Source organism: Nocardia macrotermitis (genome assembly GCF_009604405.1).
In the GTDB taxonomy this organism is placed as follows: Bacteria; Actinomycetota; Actinomycetes; order Mycobacteriales; family Mycobacteriaceae; genus Nocardia; species Nocardia macrotermitis.
This window is the reverse complement of the sequence record NZ_WEGK01000031.1, coordinates 15466-40062: the sequence shown is the minus strand read 5'-3', so window position 1 is coordinate 40062 and position 24597 is coordinate 15466. Positions and strand designations below refer to the sequence as shown.

21 protein-coding genes and 1 riboswitch are annotated in these 24597 nt (G+C 68.1%); of the genes, 15 read left to right on the top strand and 6 right to left on the bottom strand.

Annotation, left to right across the window (positions count from 1 at the left end):
• Nucleotides 1–131 precede the first annotated feature (131 nt).
• Nucleotides 132–632, top strand: a complete 501-nt coding sequence (locus NRB20_RS36765; protein ID WP_194290140.1) for a hypothetical protein — start codon at nt 132–134, stop codon at nt 630–632.
• Between the two features lie 54 nt (nt 633–686).
• Nucleotides 687–2369, top strand: a complete 1683-nt coding sequence (locus NRB20_RS36760) for a DNA polymerase Y family protein (protein ID WP_153416045.1) — start codon at nt 687–689, stop codon at nt 2367–2369.
• 153 nt (nt 2370–2522) lie between these two features.
• Here NRB20_RS36760 and NRB20_RS36755 read toward each other — a convergent pair whose 3' ends face one another.
• Nucleotides 2523–3332, bottom strand: coding sequence for a GNAT family N-acetyltransferase (locus tag NRB20_RS36755; RefSeq protein WP_153416044.1), 810 nt, complete (start codon nt 3330–3332; stop codon nt 2523–2525).
• Between the two features lie 148 nt (nt 3333–3480).
• Between NRB20_RS36755 and NRB20_RS36750 the strand changes: the two genes are divergently transcribed.
• Entirely contained in the window at nt 3481–4125 is a 645-nt protein-coding gene (locus NRB20_RS36750; protein WP_194290139.1) for a GNAT family N-acetyltransferase, read from the top strand.
• Here the strand turns inward: NRB20_RS36750 and NRB20_RS36745 are convergent.
• A complete protein-coding gene (locus tag NRB20_RS36745; RefSeq protein ID WP_153416043.1) occupies nt 4054–5016 on the bottom strand; it encodes an SDR family NAD(P)-dependent oxidoreductase in 963 nt (320 codons plus the stop codon). The genes NRB20_RS36750 and NRB20_RS36745 overlap by 72 nt on opposite strands.
• A gap of 76 nt (nt 5017–5092) precedes the next feature.
• A complete protein-coding gene (locus tag NRB20_RS36740) occupies nt 5093–6712 on the bottom strand; it encodes an FAD-dependent monooxygenase (RefSeq protein ID WP_319945869.1) in 1620 nt (539 codons plus the stop codon).
• Between the two features lie 50 nt (nt 6713–6762).
• Between NRB20_RS36740 and NRB20_RS36735 the strand changes: the two genes are divergently transcribed.
• The 3 genes from NRB20_RS36735 (at nt 6763) to NRB20_RS36725 (ending at nt 12480) form a co-directional block, all read left to right on the top strand.
• Nucleotides 6763–7476: a TetR/AcrR family transcriptional regulator C-terminal domain-containing protein gene (locus NRB20_RS36735; protein WP_319945868.1), complete on the top strand. Its 714-nt coding sequence runs from the start codon at nt 6763–6765 to the stop codon at nt 7474–7476.
• Nucleotides 7477–7819: 343 nt separating this feature from the next.
• The gene (locus NRB20_RS36730) at nt 7820–9031 is read left to right on the top strand and encodes an alpha/beta hydrolase family protein (protein WP_153416042.1); all 1212 of its coding nucleotides are present in this window, start codon (nt 7820–7822) and stop codon (nt 9029–9031) included.
• Between the two features lie 149 nt (nt 9032–9180).
• Nucleotides 9181–12480: an error-prone DNA polymerase gene (locus NRB20_RS36725; protein WP_153416041.1), complete on the top strand. Its 3300-nt coding sequence runs from the start codon at nt 9181–9183 to the stop codon at nt 12478–12480.
• Nucleotides 12481–12519: 39 nt separating this feature from the next.
• Here the strand turns inward: NRB20_RS36725 and NRB20_RS36720 are convergent, their stop codons facing one another.
• Nucleotides 12520–13470, bottom strand: coding sequence for a hypothetical protein (locus NRB20_RS36720; protein WP_153416040.1), 951 nt, complete (start codon nt 13468–13470; stop codon nt 12520–12522).
• A gap of 269 nt (nt 13471–13739) precedes the next feature.
• Here NRB20_RS36720 and NRB20_RS36715 point away from each other — a divergent pair, with 269 nt between their 5' ends.
• From NRB20_RS36715 to NRB20_RS36700, 4 genes are read left to right on the top strand one after another with little or no spacing between them, the layout of a single operon-like run.
• On the top strand, nt 13740–14069 hold the full coding sequence (locus NRB20_RS36715; RefSeq protein WP_153416039.1) for a hypothetical protein: 330 nt from the start codon (nt 13740–13742) through the stop codon (nt 14067–14069).
• Nucleotides 14066–15337 (top strand): glycoside hydrolase family 19 protein, encoded by a 1272-nt coding sequence (locus NRB20_RS36710; RefSeq protein WP_227834223.1) that lies wholly within the window; start codon nt 14066–14068, stop codon nt 15335–15337. The genes NRB20_RS36715 and NRB20_RS36710 overlap by 4 nt, the downstream gene beginning before the upstream one ends.
• On the top strand, nt 15334–16437 hold the full coding sequence (locus NRB20_RS36705; protein WP_153416038.1) for a hypothetical protein: 1104 nt from the start codon (nt 15334–15336) through the stop codon (nt 16435–16437). Before NRB20_RS36710 ends, NRB20_RS36705 begins: the two co-directional genes overlap by 4 nt.
• A gap of 59 nt (nt 16438–16496) precedes the next feature.
• On the top strand, nt 16497–16727 hold the full coding sequence (locus NRB20_RS36700; RefSeq protein WP_067886107.1) for a DUF167 domain-containing protein: 231 nt from the start codon (nt 16497–16499) through the stop codon (nt 16725–16727).
• A 29-nt stretch (nt 16728–16756) separates the two neighbouring features.
• On the opposite strand, the gene NRB20_RS36695 is transcribed toward NRB20_RS36700, so the two are convergent.
• Nucleotides 16757–17221: a tRNA (cytidine(34)-2'-O)-methyltransferase gene (locus tag NRB20_RS36695; RefSeq protein ID WP_319945867.1), complete on the bottom strand. Its 465-nt coding sequence runs from the start codon at nt 17219–17221 to the stop codon at nt 16757–16759.
• Nucleotides 17222–17393: 172 nt separating this feature from the next.
• Between NRB20_RS36695 and NRB20_RS36690 the strand changes: the two genes are divergently transcribed.
• The gene (locus tag NRB20_RS36690; protein ID WP_227834226.1) at nt 17394–17639 is read left to right on the top strand and encodes a DUF3017 domain-containing protein; all 246 of its coding nucleotides are present in this window, start codon (nt 17394–17396) and stop codon (nt 17637–17639) included.
• A gap of 31 nt (nt 17640–17670) precedes the next feature.
• Here NRB20_RS36690 and metX read toward each other — a convergent pair whose 3' ends face one another.
• Nucleotides 17671–18825, bottom strand: coding sequence for a homoserine O-acetyltransferase MetX (metX, locus tag NRB20_RS36685; protein ID WP_406603922.1), 1155 nt, complete (start codon nt 18823–18825; stop codon nt 17671–17673).
• A 346-nt stretch (nt 18826–19171) separates the two neighbouring features.
• Nucleotides 19172–19282: riboswitch (SAM riboswitch) on the bottom strand.
• Between the two features lie 316 nt (nt 19283–19598).
• Here metX and NRB20_RS36680 point away from each other — a divergent pair.
• The 4 genes from NRB20_RS36680 to NRB20_RS36665 all read left to right on the top strand — a co-directional run bounded on the left by NRB20_RS36680 (nt 19599) and on the right by NRB20_RS36665 (nt 24572).
• Nucleotides 19599–20816: an NADP-dependent isocitrate dehydrogenase gene (locus tag NRB20_RS36680; protein ID WP_153416035.1), complete on the top strand. Its 1218-nt coding sequence runs from the start codon at nt 19599–19601 to the stop codon at nt 20814–20816.
• Between the two features lie 598 nt (nt 20817–21414).
• Nucleotides 21415–22551, top strand: a complete 1137-nt coding sequence (locus tag NRB20_RS36675; protein ID WP_153416034.1) for an MFS transporter — start codon at nt 21415–21417, stop codon at nt 22549–22551.
• 43 nt (nt 22552–22594) lie between these two features.
• A complete protein-coding gene (locus tag NRB20_RS36670; protein ID WP_153416033.1) occupies nt 22595–23242 on the top strand; it encodes a TetR/AcrR family transcriptional regulator in 648 nt (215 codons plus the stop codon).
• A 124-nt stretch (nt 23243–23366) separates the two neighbouring features.
• Nucleotides 23367–24572, top strand: coding sequence for a lipid-transfer protein (locus tag NRB20_RS36665; RefSeq protein ID WP_153416032.1), 1206 nt, complete (start codon nt 23367–23369; stop codon nt 24570–24572).
• Nucleotides 24573–24597 lie beyond the last annotated feature (25 nt).

Here is a 24597-nt window from a genome sequence, read left to right as displayed (position 1 = left end):
GCCACAACCTCGAGGACGCGTTCCTCGCGCTGACGGGAGACAACTGATATGAGCACCCTTGCCCTCGGAAATGCCTTGCCGGACGGTCGAATTCACCGGGGTGGTGGGTTCAGCTGGAAATTCTTCCGGCGGTGACCGGTGCTGGGGGGCAGGCGGTGGCGGTGGGGTTGCCTCGGCTCGGGCTGCTTGCCGCGGTCGAAATGGGGGCGGATTTGGGGCGGCTCGCGGTGGTTCCCGATCCGGGGCCCGATCCGTTGGAGGTTGCTTCGATATTGCTGGATGGGCTCGATCTGGTGGTGTTGGGGATGGGTGGTCGGGAGGTTCCGGCCGCTCGTGGGCGGGTGCTCGCCGCTCGGGCCCGGAGTAAGGGGGCCACGCTCGTGGTGGCGGGTGGGCGCTGGAGTGGTGCGACGTTGCGTATCGATACTCGGATCGCCGGGTACGGCGGTCTGGGGCGTGGTTACGGGCGGCTGCGTACCGTGCGGCTGGACGTTCGCGTTCGTGGCCGTTCGGTTCCGGAGCGCACCGGGACGCTCGATCTGATTCCTGGCGATGGACGTGTCGAATGGGTTGCCGCACAGTCCGATTCGCCTGTCGCGGTAATTTCGGAAGCGCGTCGTGCGATATCGTGACCCGGCCGATGTCGGAGTAATCATGTTGTACAACAACAGGATTCGTGGTCAGTGATGGCTCGGCGCGTAACCCGGGTGCTGGCGCTGTGGTGCCCGGACTGGCCTGCCGTCGCGGCCGCCGCGGCAGCGGATATCTCGCCGACCCGGCCGGTGGTGGTGCTGCACGCGAATCGGGTCGTGGCGTGTTCGCAACTGGCGCGCTCGGCGGGGGTGCGGCGTGGGTTGCGGCGGCGGGAGGCGCAGGCATGCTGCCCCGATCTGTATGTGGCGCAGCATGATCCGGATCGGGACGCCCGATTGTTCGAACCGGTGGCCATGGCCGTGGACGAGACCGTGCCGGGGGTGGAGTTGCTGCGGCCGGGCCTGCTGGTGCTGGCGGCGCGGGGTGCGGCGCGGTTCTTCGGTTCCGAGGAGCAGACGGCCGAACGGCTCGTCGACGCGGTGGCGGCGACCGGGGTGGAGTGCCGGATCGGGATCGCGGATCAGCTGTCCACCGCGATCCTGGCCGCCCGCCGGTCCGCGATCGTGCCGCCGGGCGCGGGTGCGCGATTCCTGGCCGCACTGCCGGTGGGTGAGCTGGCCGCCGAGCCGAGCCTGGCCGGTCCGGAACGCGTGGATCTGGTGGATCTGTTGCACCGCTTGGGATTACGCCGGATCGGTGATTTCGCCGCGCTGACCCCGACGGAGGTCGCCTCCCGATTCGGCGCCGACGCGATCGCGGCACATCGTTGCGCCCGCGCCGAACCCGAACGCGCGCCCGCGGCCCGCCCGACCGCGCCGGAACTGACGGTGGAGTACCCGTGCGATCCGCCGATCGACCGGGTCGATGCCGCCGCCTTCGCCGGTCGCCTGCTGGCGGTTCGATTGCACGACAATCTGGCCGCCGCCGCGGTGGCCTGCACCAGACTCGCGGTGACCGTGGAAACTGCTGCCGGAGAACATCTTTCGAGAATCTGGCGCTGCGCCGAACCGCTCACCCCGGAGGGCACCGCGGACCGGGTGCGCTGGCAGTTGGACGGCTGGCTCACCCAGCGCGCCCTCGGCGGCCGCCCCGACCACGACGAGTGGACCGGAATCGCGACGATCGGCGGCGAGCCCGGCGAATCCCGCATGCGACGAACACCACCGCCGAACAGGAATGCGAGCAACGCCGCGTCTCCCGGACGCGCGGCCCCGATCGTGCTGCCGCGCCTGGAACCGGTCGAGGTCGTCACGGCCGGTGCGCTGCAACTCGGTCTCTGGGGCGGGGAGGGGGAGCGGGAGGAACGATCCCGGCGCGCACTGGTCCGGGTGCAGGGCTTGCTGGGCGGGGAGGCCGTGCTGAAGGGCGTGCTCAGCGGCGGCCGCGGCCCCGCCGAACGCATCACGATGATCGCGCTCGGCGACGAACTGTCACCCGCCGCCGACCCCGCACTGCCCTGGCCCGGCCGGCTACCCGAACCCGCTCCCGCGGTGATCCTGGTCGATCGCCCCGAGGTGACCCTGGAATCCGAGGACGGCGATCGGATCTGGATCACCGAGCGCGGCCTGTTCGCCGCCGACCCGGCCCGCCTGCGCTGGGGAAGTAAGGAATGGCCGGTCACCGCATGGTCCGGCCCCTGGCCGCTGGATGAACGCTGGTGGTCCGGCGGCGACGCCGACGCCGTCCGCGCCCATGTCCTCCTTCGCGACGATGTCATGGTGCTCCTGCTGTTCGGCCGCGACCACACCTGGTACGTGGAGGGGCTCTATGACTAGTCGCCGGTATGCACGAGGACGCGGTTGCGGAGAGTGGTGGTCTCTCGTCGCGACGGTTTACCGGTGTGGAGGGTTCGACCGCTACCGAATGTCCGCCAGTGTGCCGTGCTTCAGTCCGGTGGTGAAGGCGGACGTGGGAGGGCCGCCAAGGCTCTAGCGTGCTCTAGTTTCTGCTGTTCGCGGCGGCGACCAGACGTACGGGGTGGTCGTGGTCACGGCATGTAGGCCCAGGCTCCGCAGAATCGGTGCGCTGTCGGGGGAGGCATCGACCTGGAGGTATCGCACACCTCGGGCGACGGCGAGTTCGGCGCGGGCGGCCACCAGCGCGCGATAGATGCCCCGGCCCCGCCACTGCGGCAACGTCGATCCGCCCCACAGCGAAGCGAATTCGGTCCCCGCGCGAAACACCAGCCACGCCGCCGACACCACCTCGTCGTCGTTTTCGGCGACGAGAACTCTGATCTCGTCCGGTGCGGTGCGTACCCGGCCGATCAGATCGTCCGCGAGCCAACTCCAATCCTGCTGCCACACAGTCGATTCCATGGCGGCGATCCGATGCATATCGGCGTCCTCGGTGACTTGACGTATCCGGATTCCATCCGGCCGGGACTGTGTCGTGGCAAGTTCGTCGGCGAGGCCGATCAGCACCGTCTCCGGTTCTTCCGGGACGAAACCGGCCGCGCGAAGCCGTTCGGTCAGATCGTCCGGCCGGTCGTGTCCGCGCGTCTTCCACTCCACCGCTTCACCACGCGCGGCGAAATAGTCTCGCTGCCGGGCGATCAACCGATCCAACTCGACACCGTCCGGTCCGAGATCCTTTGGGGCACTGATGAACCCGCGGAACTGCCCGACGATCCGAAGCAGCGGACCGTCCTGTTCGCAGTGAACCCCGTCCGGAAGATTGGGCGGTACTCCCCGCATCTGCTCGTCGTAAGCCGCGAGCAGGACACCGATATCCGTCATCACATCGACACTACGGGGCATCGACCAGATATACGACGGGAAGCGTTGTGCCCGTGCCGGATCCGATGTTTCTCGCACCCGCTTGCGCCGCGCCGGTGACTCCGAAATGGTGTTGCCGGGATGCGCCCGGCGGCGTCACCATCGTGGCATGGACACCTCGCGCTCCGCAGTGCTGACGCCGGAAATCGCGCCGCCCGAACGTATCGATCTCGGCGATATGGTGATGCGGCGGTGGCAGCGGGGTGATGCCGGGGCGCAGTTCCGGGCGATCGAGGCGTCGTACGAGGAGTTGCACACCTGGATGCCGTGGCTGCCCGGGCGGCGGACGTGGGAGCAACAGGCCGAGTTCATCGAGGCCGCGGTCGCGAACTGGCCCGCCGACGGGAACTGCAACTACGGCCTGTTCGATTCGGCCGGAACCCTGCTCGGCACTGTCGGGCTGCACGATCGGATCGGGCCTCCGGCGCTGGAGATCGGCTACTGGTGTCATACCGCGTATACGGGGCGCGGCGTGATCACCCGTTCGGTCGCCGCGCTGACCGGGATCGTGCTGGCCCTGCCCGGCGTCGAACGCGTCGAAATACATTGCGACGCAGCGAATGTCCGCAGCGCCGCCGTGCCCCGGCGACTCGGATGGCGGCTGGCCCGGACCGAACCGCGGGAGCGGCAGACGCCGGGAGAGTCCGGGCGGGAAATGGTCTGGGTGTGTGAAAGTGCTGATCTACCAGTGGGTTCCGGGGACCAGGCGGGCCGCGCGACGCAGCACGGTGCGGGTGACGCGACCGGCCGGTGAGCGGTCCTGATGCGGTTTACCCTGCGGCACAAGATCTTCCGCGGGCCGGTCCGATATCGCTTCGCCCCTGGCGGCGGGGGAGTCGGGCAGGGCGCGGTAGTAACGGTGCAGGACCCGATCCTTGATGCGTGGGGTGAGCAGGCTGCCGTATTCGGCGAGGGTGCCCAGGGGGACGTCGATGCGTTTCGGGCGTTCGGTCAGCGCGCGCACGATGGTCGCGGCGGCCCATTCGGGGGATTCCGAGGGGCCCTGTTTGCCGCTGGGCGCGATCATCGGGGTGCGTACCAGCGGCATGTGGATGGTGGTGAAAGTGACGTTGTCCGAGAGCATTTCGATCGCGGTCACCTCGGCGAACTTGTCCAGTGCGGCCTTGGAGGCGAGGTAGGCGGCGAAACGCGGGGTGGCGACCTGCACACCGGCGCTGGAGATGTTGACGATGTGGCCGAACCCGCGTTCGCGCATCTGCGGCAGCAGCGCCAACGTCATCCGGACCGCGCCGAAATAGTTGACCGCCATGGTGCGCTCGAAGTCGTGCATCCGGTCGGTGGAGCGGTGTACGGCCCGTCGGATGGACCGTCCGGCATTGTTGACCAGCATGTCGACGTGCCCGTGCTGTTCGAAGACGGTCGCGAGGGTCTGCTCGACCGATCCGGCGTCGGTCACATCGCAGCGATACCCGTACGCCTGCCCGCCCGCGGCCCGCACCTCCTCGACCACCGCGGTCAGCTCCTCCTCGCGGCGAGCCAGCAGCAGCACCACCGCGCCCTTCCCGGCGACCGCCAGCGCGGCGGCCCGGCCGATACCGGAGGAGGCCCCGGTGATGAGGACATGTCTGCCGGTCAGATCCACTCGGCCACGCCGAGGCTGATCGGCCACGTGATCGTCGGTCATCGCCGCTCCTTCGCAGATCGATTCACCCTGAACTTACTCCAAAGTAAGTTCCGTCGGCAATGGTGTCCGGTGCGCATCACACGGGTCGCGCTCCGGCCCAGCGGTGCAGGGCTGTGCTGAGATCGGCAATGGCCTGGTCGTCGACGCTCGTGCAGGCCCACGCGACGACGCCGTCCGGGCGGACCAGCATTCCGACCGGGAGGCCGTCGGACATACCGCTTGGGTGGCTGTCGGTCGTATCGCTCGGATGGCCGTGGGGCATATCGCTCGGATGGGCGTGGGGCGGATCGCACTCGGTCAGGCTGCGCACCCGCTCGGGCCAGGCTGTGGCGAGGCGGGCGAACTTACCGTCGGGGCTCCGGTCGAGCAGTAGGAATTTGCCGTCGTGACCGTGGTCAGCCAGGCGGGAACCGTCGCGTAACCACAGGTCGGGGGCGTAGCGGCCGATCAGTTCGTGGTTGCCGGGCAGGTCGATGCGCTGGGTGACCCCGGCGATCTTCTTGACCGCGTGGGTGGTGCCGTCGCGGGTGTTCAGCAGATCGGCGACGACTTCGCGCAGGGCGGCGGATTTGGCGTCCCCGCGCAACACCGCGATCTGGGCTCGCGTCCAACTCATCACCCAGGTGCCAAGGGGGCGTCGCTCGGCGTCGTAGCTGTCGAGGAGGTTCTCGGGAGATCGACCGGCGATCACGGCGGCCAGTTTCCAGCCGAGGTTCATCGCGTCACCCGCGCCGAGGTTGAGTCCCTGGCCGCCGAACGGCGGGTGCACGTGCGCGGCATCGCCTGCCAGCAGTATCCGGCCCGATCGGTAGGTCGCGGCCTGACGGGTGTTGTCGCTCCAGCGACTCGCCGGGGCACGCAGCGCGGTCAGGGTGACGTCGGTACCCGAGACCCGCCGCAGACTCGCCTGTAGTTCCGCGAGGGTGACCGGCGCCGTGCGGTCGGCGACGGCGCCGAATTCCATGACCGCTATCCGGCCCGGTTGCGGCCCGCAGCGGTAGACGCCTGCGGCCGACCACACCCATCCGTCGGCGAGCCCGCTCGGCTCGGCGATGTCGGCCACCGCTTGATAACCGGTGAGTTCCGGTGCGGCGCCGGGGAATTCGATACCCGCCAGGCGACGCACGGCGCTGTGCCCGCCGTCGCACCCGACCAGCCACCCGGTGCGTACCGGCCCGGCCGCGGTACCGACGAGCACCCCGTCCCCGGTGTCCTCGACCGCGACGACCTCCACCCCGCGATGCACCGGCACGCCGAGCCGCGCGACGTGTTCGGCGAGCAGCGCCTCCAGTCTCGGCTGCGGCACGAGGCGCACGCCGGATGCCGCGGCATGTGCGGTGAAGTCGGGATCGGACCAGTCCACGAGTTCGGGATCGAGACTCATCCCCGCGAAATGTCCGGTGAATCGCGATACCGCACCGGGCGCTCGGTCGCCCACCCAGCCGCCGGGTGCGCCGGTCCGGGCGAGCGTTTCGCGCTGCATCTGTGCGGCGGCGGGCAGCAGTCCGCGTCGGTCGAGGGCCTCGGCGGTCGGAATGTTGATGCCCTGCGCCTTCATCGCGTCGTCCGGCTCGGTCCGGCGCTCGAGTACCTGCACCGATACTCCCGCCAGGGCCAGTTCGGCGGCGAGCAGCAGTCCCACCGGTCCGGCCCCGGCCACGGTCACGTCCATATCCTGATTCACGTCGGTAATCACGAACACCGTTCTAGTTACGAACAGTGTTCGTGTCAAGGTATGGTGATCGAGTGAACCCCAGAGATCGACGTGCGGCGCGACATCGGCCACCGAATCCCGAAGCCGCCGGATCGCGCCGCCGCAAGACCGTGTTCACCGTCGAACAGGTCGTCGACACCGCGCTGGACCTGGTGGCCGCGGTGGGGTTCGAGGCGCTGACCATGCGTCGCCTGGCCGCCGCGCTCGACACCGGCCCCGCCTCGCTCTACGCCCACGTGGTCAACAAGGCCGACCTCGACGAACTGCTCATCGGACGGTTGTGTGCCGCACTCGACCTCCCCGAACCCGATCCCGCGCGCTGGCGCGACCAGATCCGCGACGTGTGCGTCCGGTTCCGCGATCAGTACCTGAAATATCCGGGCATCTCCCGCGCCGCCCTGGCCATGACGCCCACCGACCTCGAGATCGTGCGCGTGCACGAGGGCATGCTGGCGATCCTGCTCGCGGGCGGTATCGCCCCGCAGGACGCCGCCTGGGCCATCGACGCCCTCCTGCTGTACACCGCCGCCTACTGCCTGGAGTTGTCGATCGCCCGTCAGCGCGCCGTCACCGACGACATCGCCTGGGTCCTCGACCGCGCCGAACTCCACCGCCGCCTCACCGCCCTCCCCGCCGAAACCTTCCCGCACACCATCCGCCACGCCACCGAACTCACCGCGGGCGAACACCACGACCGCTTCGACTTCAGCCTCGGCTTGATGCTGGACGGTCTCGCGCGTCGCTGATCGGTTGTGCCGCAACCACGATGAGTGCGATCGGTGTTCCATTGGTGCCGGGATGCGCAATCGGGTGGATTCGCGCCCGTGCTGCGGTCCGTGTCGGTCGAGTGCTTGCGGTGGCCGGAATATCGATGACCTGTCGACTTCACCCTCGGCTTGATGTCGGGCGGTCTCGCGCTTCGCTGATCGGTTGTGCTGCAACAACTTCGGTGACATCCAGGGGCGTTCGCTGTTCGTGTGATCGAGTGGTGCTGCCTGTCGGTTCTCGTGCGTCGTCGCTGTGTCACCGATCCGGGATAGGCTGAGTCGATCGTCGGCGAACATCGTCGCGGCTGGGGAGGGGATCGTCTTGTTGGTCAGGGTGTTGCGGTGTCTGTTGGTGCTGTTGCTGGCGGCGGCCGCGGTCGACGTTGCTGCTCGCGCCGAGGCGGTGCCGTCGCATCCCGCGCCGGTGGTCGTGACGTTGCCTGAGCCGACCGGTCCTGATCCGATCGGCGTGACGGATCTGCATCTGGTCGACGCGTCCCGTCGGGATCCGTACGTCCCCGGTCGTGCCCGCGAATTGATGATCAGCGTCTGGTACCCCGCCGCCGATGTCGCGGGAGTGCCGGTGCGGCCGTGGCTTGCTCCCGATCTCGCCCGCATGTATCTCCAGAGCCTCACCGCCTACGGTATTTCGCCGTCGATGCCCTCGACGCTGGCACCCGGTCACGGTCATATCGATGCGCCCGCGGACGTATCCGGGAGAGGACGTCCGGTGCTGTTGTTCTCGCCGGGTATGGGCATGCCGAGCGAGCTGAGCACCGCGCAGGCCGAAGATCTCGCCAGCCACGGTTTCGTCGTGGTCGGCCTCGGCCACACCTACGAGACGTTCGCGACCCGATTCCCCGGCGGGCGGATCGAGAAGAGTGTGCTGCCACCGGCCGATCGCGCCCGGACCGCGGCTCAGGCCGCGGCCGCGTTGCCGATCCGACTGGCCGACACGCGGTTCGTACTCGACCGGCTCGCCGACATCGCCGCCGGTACCGACCCGGATGCCGACCGCCATCCGCTACCGCGCAACCTCGCCCGAATACTCGATATGTCGAAGGTCGGGATGTTCGGACATTCCCTGGGCGGCGCCACCGCGGCCCAGGCGATGCACGACGACCGGCGGATCTCGGCGGGCGCGAATCTCGATGGCGCGCTGGCGGGTTCGGTGATCGCCGACGGGCTGGACCGCCCGTTCCTGCTCGTGAGCGCGGGGCATACCCGTGACGACGACCCGGGGTGGCGGCAGTTCCGGGCCGACAGTCGCGGACCGCGACCACGTTTCCGGTTGGACGGTGCGCAGCATCTTTCGTTCTGCGACAACCAGTTGATCGTGTCCGCGCTCGCCACCGCAGCAGGTACGTCACCCGCGATCACCGCGCAACTGGTCGGCACCATCGATCCGCGCGACTCGCTCGATCTACAGCGCGGCTATCTGCGCACCTTCTTCGATACGACATTCGGTCGATACGACGATCTGGTCCGGGCTCCGGGCACCCTGCTGCATCCGGAAATGATCCCGGTTCCGTAGGTTCCGGCCTGCGAGCATCGCCCAAGTCGAGCCCTCGGCTCGACGTGCTCGAAGCGTGGATCGGGCAATCGTGCCGAAAATTTGAAACACCTCCATTGTCGAATGTATGTTCGATAAAGAAAGAACCGAATGGTTGGTTGGAGGTGGGTATGGGCTGGGGTCAGGGCCCGCCGAACTGGGCGGAGATGGAGCGGGTGCTGTCCGGGCGGCCGGGACGGGAGCGGCCCGAGAGGGACGGCGGCGACAGTCCGGCCTGGTCACGTAAACGCGGTGCGTACCGGGCGGGGGAGCGGGCACGCGATACGGAACCGGTGGTGCCGTACGCGGAACTGCACGCGCATTCGGCCTACAGCTTTCTCGACGGCGCCTGCCAGCCCGAGGAACTCGTGGAGGAGGCGGTGCGGCTCGGCCTCGAGGCGCTCGCGCTGACCGATCACGACGGGTTCTACGGCGTGGTCCGGTTCGCCGAAGCAGCGCGGGAATGGGGGCTGCCGACGGTGTTCGGCGCGGAACTGTCCCTGGGTGACGCGCTCGAGGACGGTCCGGGAGACACCGAGCCGCGCGCGGGCAGCCCCGATCCGGGCGGCACCCATCTGCTGGTGCTCGCCCGTGGACAGCAGGGGTACAGCCGGTTGTCGCGGGAGATGTCGTTCGCTCACATGACGGGCGGGGAGAAGGGGATCCTGCGCTACGACCTGGACCGGCTCACCGACGCGGCGGACGGGCACTGGCAGATCCTCACCGGATGCCGCAAAGGCCATGTGCGCCGGGCACTTCGCGAAGGCGACGCGCAGGCCGAGGCCGCGCTGCGCGACCTGGTGGAACGTTTCGGCGCCGACCGGGTCACCGTGGAACTGACCCGGCACGGCACCGCGACCGACGACGAACGCAACGCCCGGCTCATCGCCCTCGCGGACCGGGTCGGCCTGCCGATCGTCGCCACCACCGCCGCGCACGTCGCCGCACCCCACCAGCGTCGGCTGGCGATGGCACTGGCCACGGTGCGGGCCCGGCGCAGTCTGGACGGAATGGACGGCTGGCTCGCGCCCGCCGGTGGGGCGCACCTGCGTTCCGGTGCGGAGATGGCGCAACTGTTCACCGCCTGTCCGCAGGCGGTGCCCAATGCCGTTGCCCTGGCCGAGGAATGCGCCTTCGACCTCGAGTTGATCGCGCCGGAACTGCCGCCGTTCACCGTTCCCGACGGATACGACGAGGATTCCTGGCTGCGCAGCCTCACCTACGCGGGAGCCGAGCGGCGTTACGGCCCGCGCGCGGCGCATCCGAAGGCGTACCGCCAGCTCGATCACGAACTACAGGTGATCTCGGGAATGCGTTTTCCCGGTTACTTCCTGATCGTGCACGACATCGTCGAATTCTGCCGGGAGAACGACATCCTGTGTCAGGGCAGGGGTTCCGCGGCCAATTCCGCGGTCTGCTACGCCATCGGCATCACCAATGTGGACCCGGTGGCCAACGATCTGCTGTTCGAACGTTTTCTGGCCCCCGAACGCGACGGTCCGCCCGATATCGACGTCGATATCGAATCCGATCGCCGAGAAGAGGCGATTCAGCACGTCTACAGCAGATACGGCCGGGAATACGCGGCGCAGGTGGCCAATGTGATCACCTATCGCGGCAAGTCCGCGGTGCGCGATGCCGCACGGGCGCTGGGCTTTTCGACCGGACAGCAGGACGCCTGGAGTAAAGGGGTGAGCCGCTGGCACGGCGTCGCGCAGGAGACGGATTCCGATATTCCCGCCGAGGTGCTGGACCTCGCGGGCCAGATCGAGGGCCTGCCACGGCATCTGGGCATCCATTCCGGCGGCATGGTGATCTGCGATCGGCCCATCGCCGATGTCTGCCCGGTGGAATGGGCGCGGATGCCCGGACGCAGTGTGCTGCAATGGGACAAGGACGATTGCGCCGTCGCGGGATTGGTGAAATTCGATCTGCTCGGTCTGGGTATGCTCTCGGCGCTGCACTACATGATCGATCTGGTGCGCGAGCACGAGGGGGAATCGATCGATCTGCATCGGCTCGATCTCGCCGAACCCGCTGTGTACGAAATGCTTTCGCGCGCCGATTCGGTGGGGGTGTTCCAGGTGGAGTCGCGGGCGCAGATGGCCACTTTGCCCCGGCTGAAACCGCGTAAATTCTACGATCTCGTGGTGGAGGTGGCGCTGATTCGGCCCGGTCCCATTCAGGGTGGTTCGGTGCATCCCTATATCCGTCGCATCAACAAGCAGGAGAAGGTCACCTACGATCACGATGCCCTGAAGAACTCGCTGTCCCGAACGCTCGGCATTCCGCTGTTCCAGGAACAACTCATGCAGATGGCCGTCGACGTGGCCGGTTTCACCGCGGCCGAGGCGGATCAACTGCGCCGGGCGATGGGGTCCAAGCGTTCACCGGAGCGAATGGAGCGACTGCGCGGGCGGTTCTATCGCGGAATGCGCGAATTACACGGCATCACCGGTGATTTGGCCGACCGGATCTACGAGAAGGTGTACGCCTTCGCGAATTTCGGTTTCCCGGAAAGCCATTCGCAGAGTTTCGCCGCGCTGGTCTTCTATTCGGCGTGGTTCAAACTGCATCATCCGGCGGCGTTCTGCGCCGGACTGCTCAACGCCCAGCCGATGGGCTTCTACTCCCCGCAATCGCTGGTCGCCGATGCCCGACGGCACGGGGTGGTGGTGCGCGGGCCCGATGTGAACCACAGTCTCGCCGCGGCCACCCTGGAAGAACGCGGGACGCGAGTGCGGCTCGGATTGGCCTCGGTCCGGCATATCGGCGACGACCTGGCCGAACGGATCGTCGCGGCCCGCTCCGGCGGCCCCTACACCTCCTTCCTCGACCTGACCGGACGCGTGGAACTGACTGTGCCGCAAGCGGAATCGCTGGCCACCGCCGGTGCGCTGGACAGCCTCGGGATCACCCGGCGCGAGGCGCTGTGGGCCGCGGGCGCCGCGGCGGGGGAACGCGCGGATCGGCTGCCCGGCACCGGTGCGGCAACCACCGCACCCACCCTGCCCGGGATGAGCGAGCTGGAGTCGGCCGCCGCGGATGTCTGGGCGACCGGCGTCTCACCCGGCAGCTATCCGACCGAATTCCTTCGCCCGCAACTGGATGCGCTGGGCGTGATACCGGCCGCCGGACTACTCGCGGTGCCCGACGGCTCGAAGGTACTGGTGGGCGGGGCCGTCACCCATCGGCAGCGGCCCGCCACTGCGGCCGGGGTCACCTTCGTCAATCTGGAGGACGAGACCGGCATGGTGAACGTGGTGTGTTCGGTGGGGCTGTGGCAGCGTTATCGCCGCATCGCGCAGGGCGCGTCCGCACTGCTGGTGCGCGGACGGGTGCAGAATGCCGAGGGCGCGGTCACTGTCGTCGCGGAACATCTGCGGCGCATGGATCTTCGCGTCGCATCGCGCTCCCGCGACTTCCGGTGAACCCGGCGGCGGATGCGTCGGGCATCCGCCGCGCCCGGCTCAGAAGTCGCTGCCGCCGCCCCCGCCGCCGTCACCACCGCCACCGTCGAACCCGCCGCCGCTGTCGCCGCCGAAGCCGTAATCGCCTCCGCCGCCGCCGAAGTCGCCGCCCTGATAACCCTGGTCGTAACCGCCCTGGTCGTAGCTCTGGTCCTGGCGATCGCGCTCCTCCTCGCGGCCTTCCATCTTCCCGAGCTCGTAGCCGAGCAAGCCGCCGCCCACCGCGCCACCGACCGCGCCGAGGCCACCGGCCATCCCGGGGCTTATCCCGCCGCCCTGGTTGTAACCCGGACCGTAGCCGCCGTAACCGCCCTGACCGTAACCACCGGGGCCGTAGCCGCCCGGCGCGCCGCCGCCACCGGGGAATCCACCGCCGCCACCGCTGCGCCGCCGCCGGATTACCGCCACGACGACGGCCACGATCAGGATCACGATGATCAGCGGGCACAGCCAGCCCATCCAGCTGCTGCCGTGGCTCGTACTCGTGGCGTGGTGCTGATGCCGTTGCGGCGCAATGCTGTTCGCGCTGCCGGCCTGGTCGGCGGTGCTCGCCAGGGATTGCAGCGCGGCCACCGTCGCGCCGGTGTAGTCGCCGGATCCGAACGCGCCCTTGAACGCCGCGCCCGCGGCCGAGGTGTCCCGGATGTGGGAGTTCGAACCGGTCTCGATCGCCAGCCGCCGCGACTTGGTGTTGATCGCGATCACCACGTCGGTCGGGTTCTTCACGTCCTTCTTCGCCTGGCTCTCGAAGGCGGAGTTGTCGTCGGAGAACTTCTCGGTGGTGTAGACCTGCACCGGATCGGACAGCGCGTCACCGGCCGTGGTCACGCGCCCGGCGTCGAGCACCTTCGAATCGTCGTGAATGGTGACCGGACCGGCCAGGGCCGCACCCGTCGTCACCAGGACTATGCCCGCTGTCATTGCCAGCAGGACTGTCAATCGCTTGAACATACCGCACTCTCTGGTCGTTGCCAGGGCCCTGCCGCCCCCGTCCCTACGCGAGCGTACCGGGTCTCACAGACAAGACTCGGCGGTCTGGAATCGGCAGGTTCGGATCCGGGAGAACGCGCACCCGAATTCTGTTCCCGCACCCTTTGCAAGCTGCGAAAAGGGTGCGTCTGCCGGGAAAGGGTGCGGCTGTGAATTGATCCGTGACAGGCCCGTATCGGGCTGGATACGGTGCCGGAAGTCGGTCGTAGTCGTTCGAGCAAGGGGGAACAATGTCCGGTTCGGGTGTGGTCGGTGAGGCGTGTGTGGTCGATGCGGACGCGGTGGCGCGATTCGGCCGGCTCGCGCGGCAGGCGGGTCGGGAACTCGACGGGGTCCGCGGCGCGGCGATCCGGATCGCCGAGCTGATCGGCGCTCTGGTTCCGCACAGCGTCACGGTGTCGCTGCTGTGCGAATCGACCTGTACCGCGGCGGATCTGGTCCAGCGCAGTGCCGATCGTCTCGGTGGATTCGGTGCGCGCGCGGAGCACGCGCTCACCGCGTTCGTCGAGGCGGATCTCGCGCACGGCCGCCTGCTCGCCGGGTTGGAGGTGCGGATATGACCCCGCCGCGCTCGGTGCTGGTGACCTGGCGGGCGCTCGAGGCCGCCCAGGCGATGCGGATCGAATTCGGCAGGCACATCGAGGATCTGGAGACGTTGTCGGCCGCGGTGCGCACGGAATGTCACCGGCTCGACGGTGACGGCTGGCAGGGCGCGGCCTTCGAGGCGATGCTCGCCTCGGTGGAGACGGCGCATCGGCACGACCGGATGCTCTGCGATCAGGCCGGACAGCTGTGTGCCGCAGGCGCTGTGGCGCTGTCCGATCTGCACTACACCGCGTTGGCGTTACTGGACCATGTCGCCGATGCCGAGGCGGCCGGATGCACCGTCGCCGATGATTGGACGGTCACCGCCGGATCGTCGGTGGGTGTCGCCGGATCTTCGGCGAGCGCCGAGTGGTCCGAGGTCATCGTCGAGGCGGTGGCGGCATTCGATCGCGCCGAGGAGCGCGGCAGACGGGCCGTCCTGGCCGTGGAACGCGAAATGCGGCATCTGGCCGCGGCGACAATTCCATCCGCCGCCGCGCAGACGGTTACCAGTGCGGCGCAGGCGGTTCCCGCGACGAACTCGGCTGATGCGGTGGATTCGACTCCCGCGCAGGTGGTTTCGGCAGCACTGGTGAACGATTCCGGCGGCGGCACACCTCTCGCGCCGAATGTCGTCACCGAAAACACCGCTCCCGCAGCGATATCCACCCCGCCGCCACCGCAACAACCCGCGCTGTCCGAGGGCATCACGGCCGAGCAACTCACCGCGATCATGCCCGATCTGCCGATGGACCGGGCCCAGCAGTACTTGCCCGCGCTCAATGCCGCCATGCGGGAGGGCGATATCACCACGCCCGGTCGGCGAGCTGCCTTCCTGGCGCAACTGGCCCACGAGAGTTGTGAATTCCGGTATTTCGAGGAGCTGGGCGACGATGCCTACTTCCATCAGTACGATCCGGGCCAGCCCAATACCGCCGCCGGTAATACCCAGCCCGGCGACGGCCCGCGCTATCACGGTCGCGGCCCCATTCAGTTGACCGGCCGCGCCAACTATCGCGCCGCCGGTCAGGCCCTGGGCCTGGACCTCGAGGGAAATCCCGCACTGGCCGCCCAGCCGGACGTCGGCTTCCGGATCGCCCAGTGGTACTGGACTTCCCGCGATATCAACGCCCTGGCCGACGCCAGCGATTTCGCTGCCGTCACCCGGGCGGTGAACGGTGGATACAACGGCTTGCAGGCCCGCGAGAGCTACTACCGGCGAGCCCTGGAGGTGCTCGGATGAGCGGCCGGACCCCTTGCGGGGCAACGATTTCGGCGCTGATCGGGTGTGTTCTGATCGTCTCGGGCTGTACCGCCGGACTGTCTCCGGTGCGATTGGACGCGGATGCGAGCGCCGAAGCGGCGGTGAGTGTGCGGGAGTTCGTCTTCCGCACCCGCACCGAACTGGTGCTGGCCACCTCGCGTCGGGTGATCGCGCGATACGACGGTAACTACTCCGAAAGCGGTTTCACACAGGACAACTCGCTCATCTACGCCCTCGATGCCGCCGGTCGGATCACCGCGATGGAGGTGGGACGCGGCATAATGCTGCCGGGCCGGGTGGATTGCCACTGTGCTCGCGTCTTCCCGTTGCGCGGTACGACGGTCGGCTGGTGGCAGCAGCCGGACGGGTTCGTCCAGGCCGACCTGCGCGATCCACACCCCGCCGCCCGTGCCAGGGTCGCGCTGCCTGCGCCGGATTCGATCGCGCCGGGCGTGGTGTTGTCGGGCCCGCATCTGCTCGCGGCCGGTGAGCGGGTGCTCGTGCTCGATCGGGTCGAATCGCCGCCCGGTGCGTCCTGGGGCGTCAACCATCTATCCCTCGTCGATACCGACACCGGTACGGTGCGTGCGCTGGGCCGGATCCAGGGCGTGAACACCGCTTTCGACCGGGCGGTGCTGCGACCGGACGGGCAGGCGGTCGCGATCGCGGGTCACGTGCGTGACGGAATTGCCTGCGGCACAGCGCGATTACTGCGGATAGACCTGCTGAGCGATCGAATCGACACGCTCGACCCGCCCGCGGCCGCGGCCTGTTCCTCCCTGGAGGATCTGCGCTGGGACGGCGCGGATCTGACCGTCACCCACGCGAGTTGGGAGTCCGCATCGCCGGGGCGGGTCCTCACCACCGTCTGGAACCGGTCCGGTACCCGCTGGGAGCGTCGCGGCGGCGGTGACACCCTCCGGTACGGTTCGCTCACTCCGGCGGCGTCCCTCGAGATCCGGCGCACCGGTTCCGAGCAGCCGCGCGCAACCCATACCGGCGATCTGCTGCTCAGCACTCCCGGGCAGTCGCAGGTCCTCGCCCATGACGTCCTCGACGTGTGGCTCCCGCATGTCTAGCCGCCGGGTGCGGGATCGTCCCGCCGGGTGGTTCGGCGCGCGCGGTTACGCTGTGCGGCATGCCGACCGTGGTCCGGGCGACCATCACGCCCAACAGCCGTAAGGGCCCGCTCGTCGAGGTCCTCGAGGACGGCGCCCTGCGGTTGTACGTGCGGGCGCCGGCGGTCGAGGGCAAGGCGAACAAGGCGGCGATCGAACTGCTGGCCGCGCACCTGGGCGTATCCAAGAGCTCGGTTCGGCTCACCGGCGGCGCGACCTCCCGCTTCAAGCGCTTCGAGATCGCCGACTGACACCGGCCGGGCCCGCGCCGCGCCGGAAACTACACCGCACCCGGAAAGCCCAGCTGCCGCCACGCCTCGTACACCGCGACCGCGGCGGCATTGGACAGATTCATCGACCGCCGACCGGGCAGCATCGGAATCCGCACCCGCTCGGTGATGTGCGGATCGGCCAGCACCTCCTCGGGCAGTCCGGTCGGCTCCGGGCCGAACAGCAACACATCGCCCTCGCGATAGTCGATATCGGTGTGCCGCGTATCGGCAGCCGCGGTGAAGGCGAACGTCCGCTCGGGATTCAGCGATTCCCATGCGGCGGAAAGGTTTTCGTGCACGGTGACCGAGGCCAGATCGTGATAGTCCAGCCCGGCCCGGCGCAGCTTGGGCTCGGACAGATCGAAGCCCAGCGGCTCGATCAGATGCAGCGAACATCCGGACCCGGCCGCCAGCCGGATCGCGTTACCGGTATTCGGCGGAATCCGTGGTTCGAAGAACATCAGCCTCAACACAACAGAACGCAGCCTTTCCTCCCGTCCGGACCGCTAGAACCCTATGTCCCCGCCGCCCCCACCCGGGGGCCGGGCCACTTCGGCCGTCGAATGCGAGAATCGAGGTGTGACCGATGCTTCCGCGACCGCTCAGTCCGACCGTCCGCTCGGATTCCTGCGTAACCAGCTGCCGATGCTGCTGGTGGCGGTCGTGCTGCTGGTGGCCGTGGTGTTCCTGGTCCAGGATCGGTGGCGGCGCGGGGCGTTCGTCATCGGCGGTGCGCCGCTGCTGGCCTCGGCGCTGCGGCTGGTCCTGCCGGAGGTGCGGGTCGGCCTGCTCGCGGTGCGTGGCAGGCCCTTCGACGTGGTCGCCTACGCGGTACTGGGCGGCACGATCATCGCGCTGGCGGCGACGATCAGCAGCCTGGGCGTGGGCTGAACCGCCCGCACCGCACCCGAGCCGCCCGCGCTCACGGCCGCACGTTGCGGGCCAGATCCATCGTCTGGGCCAGCAGTTTGCCGACCGCCTCGGTCTCGGTCAGGAATCCGTCGTGGCCGTCCCGCGAGTGCACGACCTCGAGCCGCGCGCAGCCGGGCAGCAGATCGGCCAGTTCCTGCTGCGTGCGCAGCGGATACAGCCGGTCCGAGTCGACACCGCCGACCACGCACGGCACCGAGGTCGTGGCGAGCGCCGCGGCCACCCCGCCGCGCCCGCGGCCGATGTCGTGCCGGTTCATGGCGTCGGTCAGCAGCACGTAGCTGGCCGCGTCGAAGCGGTTCGCGAGCTTGTGGGCCTGATGGTCCAGATAGCTCTGCACCGCGTAGCGGCCGCCGTGCCAGGGGTCCTCGTCGCCCTGCGCGCGATTCTCGAAACGGTGATCCAGTTCGAAATCCGTGCGGTAGGTCAGGTGCGCGATGCGCCGGGCGATACCCAGTCCGCTCGTCGGGGTGCGGCCGGTGCCGTGATAGTCGCCGTCCTGCCAGTCGGGGTCGGCGGTGATGGCGGCGATCTGGGTGGTCTGGGTACCGATCTGATCCGCGGTCGCGCGCGGTCCGACGGCCAGCACCAGCGCCGCGCCCACCCGCTCCGGATGTCCGACGATCCACTCCAGTACGCGCATGCCGCCCATCGAGCCGCCCGCCACCGTGGCGATCCGCTCGATGCCCAGCAGATCGAACAGCGCGACCTCCGCGCTCACCTGATCGCGGATGGAGATCCGGGGAAACCTTGCCCCCCAAGGCTTTCCGTCCGGACCGGGGGATGCCGGACCGGTGCTGCCCTTGCAACCGCCCAGCACGTTGGTGGCGATCACGCACCACTCGTCGGTGTCCAGCGGTGCGCCGGGGCCGACGATGCCGTCCCACCAGCCGGGCAGCGGATGCAACTCGTCGGGCGCGCCGGTGACGTGCGAATCGCCGGTCAGCGCGTGCTCGATCAGTACGACGTTGTCCGCCGCGGGCGACAGTTCGCCCCAGCGTTGGACGGCCAGTTCGACACCGGGCACCACGGCCCCGCTCTCGAGCCGGATATCGCCCACGTCGATGGTGGCCAGTGTGCCGTTCGGCGGCGGCAGCAGGGTAGCTGCGTGATTACCGGATGTGCTCGGGTCGATGCTCGCGGTCACCGTGCCACCGCCGCTTCGAGCGGCGCGATCCGCCTGTCCCTCGGCCTCGCGGTCATCGCGCGGACCGTCCACGCACGGCTGGCCGGAACCGGGTCGACGACGGAGGAACACACGTCCTCGATGGTAGCCACAGCGTTCCGGGGCTTCGGTGTCGCGCGGAGAAACCGGGGCCGACCGGCGGATATCGGTGTGTGTCGCGGGCTGTGCGACACGGCACGCGGTACGGAGCCCGGATCGGTCGCGGGCGCGGTCGAGTTACTCATGTCATGCTCCGAAAGGTCTGCCGGCGGGTGTCAGCGGGGTCCGGATAATGGACGGCTACAACACATTTCGGGAATCCTCCTGAAGATCGCGCTTGCTCCCGGCCTTCGGGAGCCCGGTCATCACCCGGAGCACCCCACCGCAACAGGAGGGTTGCCGACCAGCGAGCCGGGGCTTGGCGCTGATGCTCATGACCTTCCGGACATCGTAGCCGCAGCGCGCGGGAGTCCGAAACCCGTGGCCGATTTCACGAGCTCCGGCCGGAATCGCCGGGGTGTTGCGCAGGTTGCAGGCGATGACAGGCGAACCGTGCAAATGTGATGCATATATCACTCGGGGCAGGTCCGGTGCCGATGAGATCCACTGCACCAGTACGCTTGTCTTGTTTGGCACCTCGAGTCTCGTGGACAACACGGGGCGTATACGTTGTCTGTTGAACAGCTGGGTCCGCTCACAAGCGTGTTCACCTGGCGGAACAATGGGAGCACCATCCTAGGAGGACACGAAGATCCATGTCCAAGATCAAGGTTGAGGGAACCGTCGTCGAACTCGACGGCGACGAGATGACCCGCATCATCTGGCAGTTCATCAAGGACAAGTTGATTCACCCGTACCTCGACGTGAATCTCGACTACTACGACCTCGGTATCGAGTACCGCGACAAAACCGACGACCAGGTGACCGTCGACGCCGCCAACGCCATCAAGGAACACGGCGTCGGCGTCAAGTGCGCCACTATCACCCCCGACGAGGCGCGCGTCGAGGAATTCGGCCTCAAGAAGATGTACCGGTCGCCCAACGGCACCATCCGCAACATCCTCGGCGGCACCATCTTCCGCGCACCGATCATCATCTCGAACGTTCCGCGCCTGGTCGCGGGTTGGACGAAGCCGATCATCATCGGCCGCCACGCCTTCGGCGACCAGTACCGCGCCACCGATTTCAAGGTGCATCAGGCCGGTACCGTCACGCTCACCTTCACCCCGGAGGACGGCAGCGAGCCGATCGTCCACGAGGTCGTCAAGATGCCCGAGGACGGCGGCGTCGTCATGGGTATGTACAACTTCAAGAAGTCGATCGAGGACTTCGCGCGGGCCTCGCTGAACTACGGCCTGCAGCAGAACTACCCGGTGTATCTCTCGACGAAGAACACCATCATGAAGGCCTATGACGGCATGTTCAAGGACACCTTCCAGGAGGTGTTCGAGACCGAGTTCAAGCCGCAGTTCGACGCGGCCGGCCTGACCTACGAGCACCGGCTGATCGACGACATGGTCGCCTCCTCGCTCAAGTGGGAGGGCGGCTACGTCTGGGCGTGCAAGAACTACGACGGCGACGTGCAGTCCGACACCGTCGCACAGGGCTTCGGTTCGCTGGGCCTGATGACCTCGGTGCTGCTGACCCCGGACGGCAAGACCTGCGAGGCCGAGGCCGCACACGGCACCGTCACCCGGCACTACCGGATGCACCAGCAGGGCAAGCCCACCTCCACCAACCCGATCGCCTCGATCTTCGCGTGGACCCGTGGCCTGGCGCATCGCGGCAAGCTGGACAACACCCCCGAGGTGATCGGCTTCGCGCAGACCCTCGAGGACGTCGTCATCAAGACCGTCGAGGACGGCCAGATGACCAAGGACCTGGCGCTGCTGGTCGGCGGCGATCAGGGCTACCTGACCACCGAGGAATTCCTCGGCGTGCTCGACGCCAACCTGGCGCGCGAACTGAGCTGATCTGGTCACTCCCGTCCGGCGTGCATGCCACCGCGACGGGATGAAACACCGGGCACCCGCCCCCACCGATCCGGTGGCCGCGGGTGCCCGAACTGTTTCAAAGGGCACACGATGCTGCTACTGCGGCCGTGAGTGGCGCGCGGACTGCCTCGGCCACGAGTGACTGCTCTGGCCGCAGGCGGTGTGAACTGCCGCGGTCGCGAGAGATGCGAACCGGCTTGGCCGCGAGCGGTATGAAAGCCCGGTAAGGCCATCGTCGGTCGATCGCGGGGCGAGGTGATTCCGGTAACAGATGCAGTGCGACAAGTCGCGAAGTTTTACCGGAAGTTGTTGTCGCCGAGTCAATTTCGATCAACATTCGTCGCCGCCTGAAGTGCGGTGAGTGAGATCACCGCTGCACCGGGCATCGGACCTCGACACCGCCGCGTTGCTTTCGACCGTGCCCGAATCCCTCTCCGCGTCCGAAGTGTCCGTGCAACCCGTACCCGCGTCCGAATCGAAAGCGGCTGTGCAAGCGGTGACTGTCCGCGACGGTGACCCGATCGTTCACCCGTCGCAGGATGCGCCCGCACCGCGCACGCGCTGGCACATTCCCGCGATGCTGGCGTTGGCACTGGGCGGATTCGGGATCGGGACGACCGAATTCGTCACGATGGGTCTGCTGCCGGATATCGCGCACGCCATGCATGTGTCCGAGCCGACGGCCGGGTACGGCGTCTCGGCCTATGCGCTGGGTGTGGTGGTCGGCGCGCCGCTGATCGCCGCGCTGTGTGCCCGGGTGCCGCGCAAGCGACTGCTGGTCTTCCTGATGATCGCGTTCACGGTCGGCAATCTCGCGACGGTGCTCGCGCCGACGTTCGGCACGTTGGTGGTGGCGCGATTCGTCTCCGGACTTCCGCACGGCGCATACTTCGGCGTCGCCTCGCTGGCCGCCGCGACGCTCGCTCCCGCCGGTCAGCGCGCCAAGGCCATCGCCGCGGTTATGCTGGGATTGAGCGCCGCCAATGTTGTCGGCGTTCCCGCTGCCACCTGGTTGGGCCAGAATCTGGGCTGGCGGGACGCCTATCTCGTGGTCGCCGCGATCGGTTTCGCGACGGTGTTCGCCGTCGCTCGTTTCGTACCGCAGCTGTCCGGAATCCGGGTCACCGATCCGCGCACCGAATTGGGTGCGCTGCGTCGCCCACAGGTGCTGTTGACGCTGGTGGTCGGCGCGGTCGGCTTCGGCGGCATGTTCGCGGTCTACACCTACATCACCACCACGCTCACCGATGTGGCCGGGTTGTCGGTGGGGTTGGTGCCGCTGGTATTGGCGCTGTTCGGGCTCGGCATGATCGTCGGCAGCATTCTCGGCGGGGTGCTGGCCGATCGGGGTGTGGACTCCTCGATCTTCTTCGCGTTGATCGCGATGGTGATCATTCTCGCGGGATTCGTTGCCGCGGCGCACAATCCGATCTCCGCGTCGGTGGGCGCGTTCCTGGTCGGCGCGGCGGGCGCGGCGATCTCGCCGGGGTTGCAGACCCGGTTGATGGATGTCGCGCACGACGCCCAGACGCTCGCCGCCGCGCTCAACCACGCCGCGCTGAACATCGCCAACGCGGCCGGTGCGTGGCTGGGCGGGCGCGTCATCGCGGCGGGGCTGGGCTACACCGCCCCGGCCGCCGTCGGCGCCGGGCTCGCCGTGGCCGGGGTGCTGCTGTTCACCGTCACCGTTCGCCTGGCTCGGCGCACCGCCTGACGCATTTCCATTCAGATCTGCATGTAAGTGTAGAATTCCTGGCATGACCAGGCCCGCACCGTCCAAGCCGCTGCGGCGGACGCAGGAACAGCGCAGCAGCGAGATGCGGGTGCGGCTACTCGACGCGACGATCGACTGCCTGGTCGAATTCGGATACGCCGGGACGACGACGCCGCGGGTGGCCGAGCGGGCGGGGGTCACGCGCGGCGCGCAGGTGCATCACTTCGGCTCCAAGACCGATCTGGTGGTGGCCGCGATCAGTCATCTGGCGCAGCGGCGCACCGAGGCGGCCATGCGCGAGTTGGGCCGGGTGCGGGTCGGCGGCGATCCGATCGGGGCCATGTTCGATTCGCTCTGGACGCTGCATCAGGGGCCGCTGTTCATCGCCGCGATGGAGTTGTGGGTGGCCGGTCGCACCGACGCGGTGCTGGCCGCCGAGTTGGAGAAGGTCGAACCCTTCGTCAACAACGCGGTGCTGATGTCGGTCGCACAGTTCGTCCCGGACGAGTTGCGGCGCAAAGAGGTTCGCGATTTCGTCTACACCGCGATGGACGTGTTGCGCGGAATCCTGGTGTCCAACTTCATCTCTCCCGATCCCGAACGCGCGCAACGTCGTTGGCATCGCGCCGCGGCGCATCTGCGGGCCGCCGCCGAGGCGCTGCTCGCGGATCTGGATCTCACCGTCGACTGACTCTCAGGAAACGACTCTTGCGGCATTACATACAGGTTTGTATGTTTGTTTTATTCGGTCCTACGGGAGTCGTGGATGCCGCCGCCCTCGTGCGGTCGGCGGCCGGAGGTGAGGAGTCCGTTCGATGGCGAACAAGGTCTACGTCGTCGGCGTCGGCATGACGAAGTTCGAGAAGCCGGGACGTCGCAAGAACGAGGACGGTAGTGACTGGGACTACCCGGATATGGCGCGCGAGTCGGGGACCAAGGCCCTCGCCGACGCCGGGATCTCGTACGACCAGGTGCAGCAGGCGTACGTCGGGTACGTCTACGGCGAGTCCACCTCGGGGCAGCGCGCGGTCTACGAACTGGGGATGACGGGCATTCCCGTGGTCAACGTCAACAACAACTGTTCGACCGGCTCGACCGCGCTCTACCTTGCGGCACAGGCGATTCGGGGCGGCCTGGCCGACTGCGCGCTGGCGCTGGGTTTCGAGAAGATGCAGCCCGGTTCGCTCGGCGCCACCTGGGAGGACCGGGAGCAGCCGATGACCAAGCACATCATGGCGATGGCCGAGATCTCCGAGGTGCTCTTCCCCGTCGCGCCCTGGATGTTCGGGGCCGCGGGGCGCGAGCACATGAAGCAATACGGCACCACCGCAGAGCATTTCGCGAAGATCGGGTTCAAGAACCACCGGCATTCGGTCAACAATCCGTATTCGCAGTTCCAGGACGAATACACCCTCGACGACATCCTGGGCGCGCGGATGATCTACGACCCGCTGACCAAATTGCAGTGCTCGCCGACCTCGGATGGTTCGGGCGCGGTGGTGCTGGCCTCGGAGTCCTTCGTCGACCGGCACGATCTGGCCGGGCAGGCGGTGGAGATCGTCGGGCAGGCGATGACCACCGATTTCAAGTCCAGTTTCGACGGCAGCGCCAAGAATCTCATCGGCTACGACATGAATGTGCAAGCCGCGCAGCAGGTTTACGCGCAGTCGGGCCTGGGTCCGGAGGATTTCCAGGTGATCGAACTGCACGACTGCTTCTCCGCCAACGAACTGCTGACCTACGAGGCGCTGGGGCTGTGCGCTCCGGGCGAGGGGCCCGCGCTGCTGGATGCGAATCAGACCACGTACGGCGGTAAATGGGTGGTCAACCCGTCGGGCGGGCTGATCTCCAAGGGGCATCCGCTGGGCGCCACCGGATTGGCCCAGTGTTCGGAACTGACCTGGCAGTTGCGCGGCACCGCCGACAAGCGTCAGGTCCCGAATGTCACTGCCGCACTTCAGCACAACATCGGCCTCGGTGGCGCGGCCGTCGTCACGGCCTATCGGCGCGCCGACCGCTGAGTGCGGCGGCCCGACTCGCGCATCG

Coding starts and splice junctions, on each gene's coding strand:
- NRB20_RS36710 (WP_227834223.1), top strand. CDS start 14,066: ATGACCCCGCCGCGCTCGGTGCTGGTGACCTGGCGGGCGCTCGAGGCC.
- NRB20_RS36670 (WP_153416033.1), top strand. CDS start 22,595: ATGACCAGGCCCGCACCGTCCAAGCCGCTGCGGCGGACGCAGGAACAG.
- NRB20_RS36700 (WP_067886107.1), top strand. CDS start 16,497: ATGCCGACCGTGGTCCGGGCGACCATCACGCCCAACAGCCGTAAGGGC.
- NRB20_RS36725 (WP_153416041.1), top strand. CDS start 9,181: ATGGGCTGGGGTCAGGGCCCGCCGAACTGGGCGGAGATGGAGCGGGTG.
- NRB20_RS36675 (WP_153416034.1), top strand. CDS start 21,415: ATGCTGGCGTTGGCACTGGGCGGATTCGGGATCGGGACGACCGAATTC.
- NRB20_RS36705 (WP_153416038.1), top strand. CDS start 15,334: ATGAGCGGCCGGACCCCTTGCGGGGCAACGATTTCGGCGCTGATCGGG.
- NRB20_RS36720 (WP_153416040.1), bottom strand. CDS start 13,470: ATGTTCAAGCGATTGACAGTCCTGCTGGCAATGACAGCGGGCATAGTC.
- NRB20_RS36745 (WP_153416043.1), bottom strand. CDS start 5,016: ATGACCGACGATCACGTGGCCGATCAGCCTCGGCGTGGCCGAGTGGAT.
- NRB20_RS36760 (WP_153416045.1), top strand. CDS start 687: ATGGCTCGGCGCGTAACCCGGGTGCTGGCGCTGTGGTGCCCGGACTGG.
- NRB20_RS36665 (WP_153416032.1), top strand. CDS start 23,367: ATGGCGAACAAGGTCTACGTCGTCGGCGTCGGCATGACGAAGTTCGAG.
- NRB20_RS36690 (WP_227834226.1), top strand. CDS start 17,394: ATGCTGCTGGTGGCGGTCGTGCTGCTGGTGGCCGTGGTGTTCCTGGTC.
- NRB20_RS36680 (WP_153416035.1), top strand. CDS start 19,599: ATGTCCAAGATCAAGGTTGAGGGAACCGTCGTCGAACTCGACGGCGAC.
- NRB20_RS36755 (WP_153416044.1), bottom strand. CDS start 3,332: ATGACGGATATCGGTGTCCTGCTCGCGGCTTACGACGAGCAGATGCGG.
- NRB20_RS36750 (WP_194290139.1), top strand. CDS start 3,481: ATGGACACCTCGCGCTCCGCAGTGCTGACGCCGGAAATCGCGCCGCCC.
- NRB20_RS36715 (WP_153416039.1), top strand. CDS start 13,740: ATGTCCGGTTCGGGTGTGGTCGGTGAGGCGTGTGTGGTCGATGCGGAC.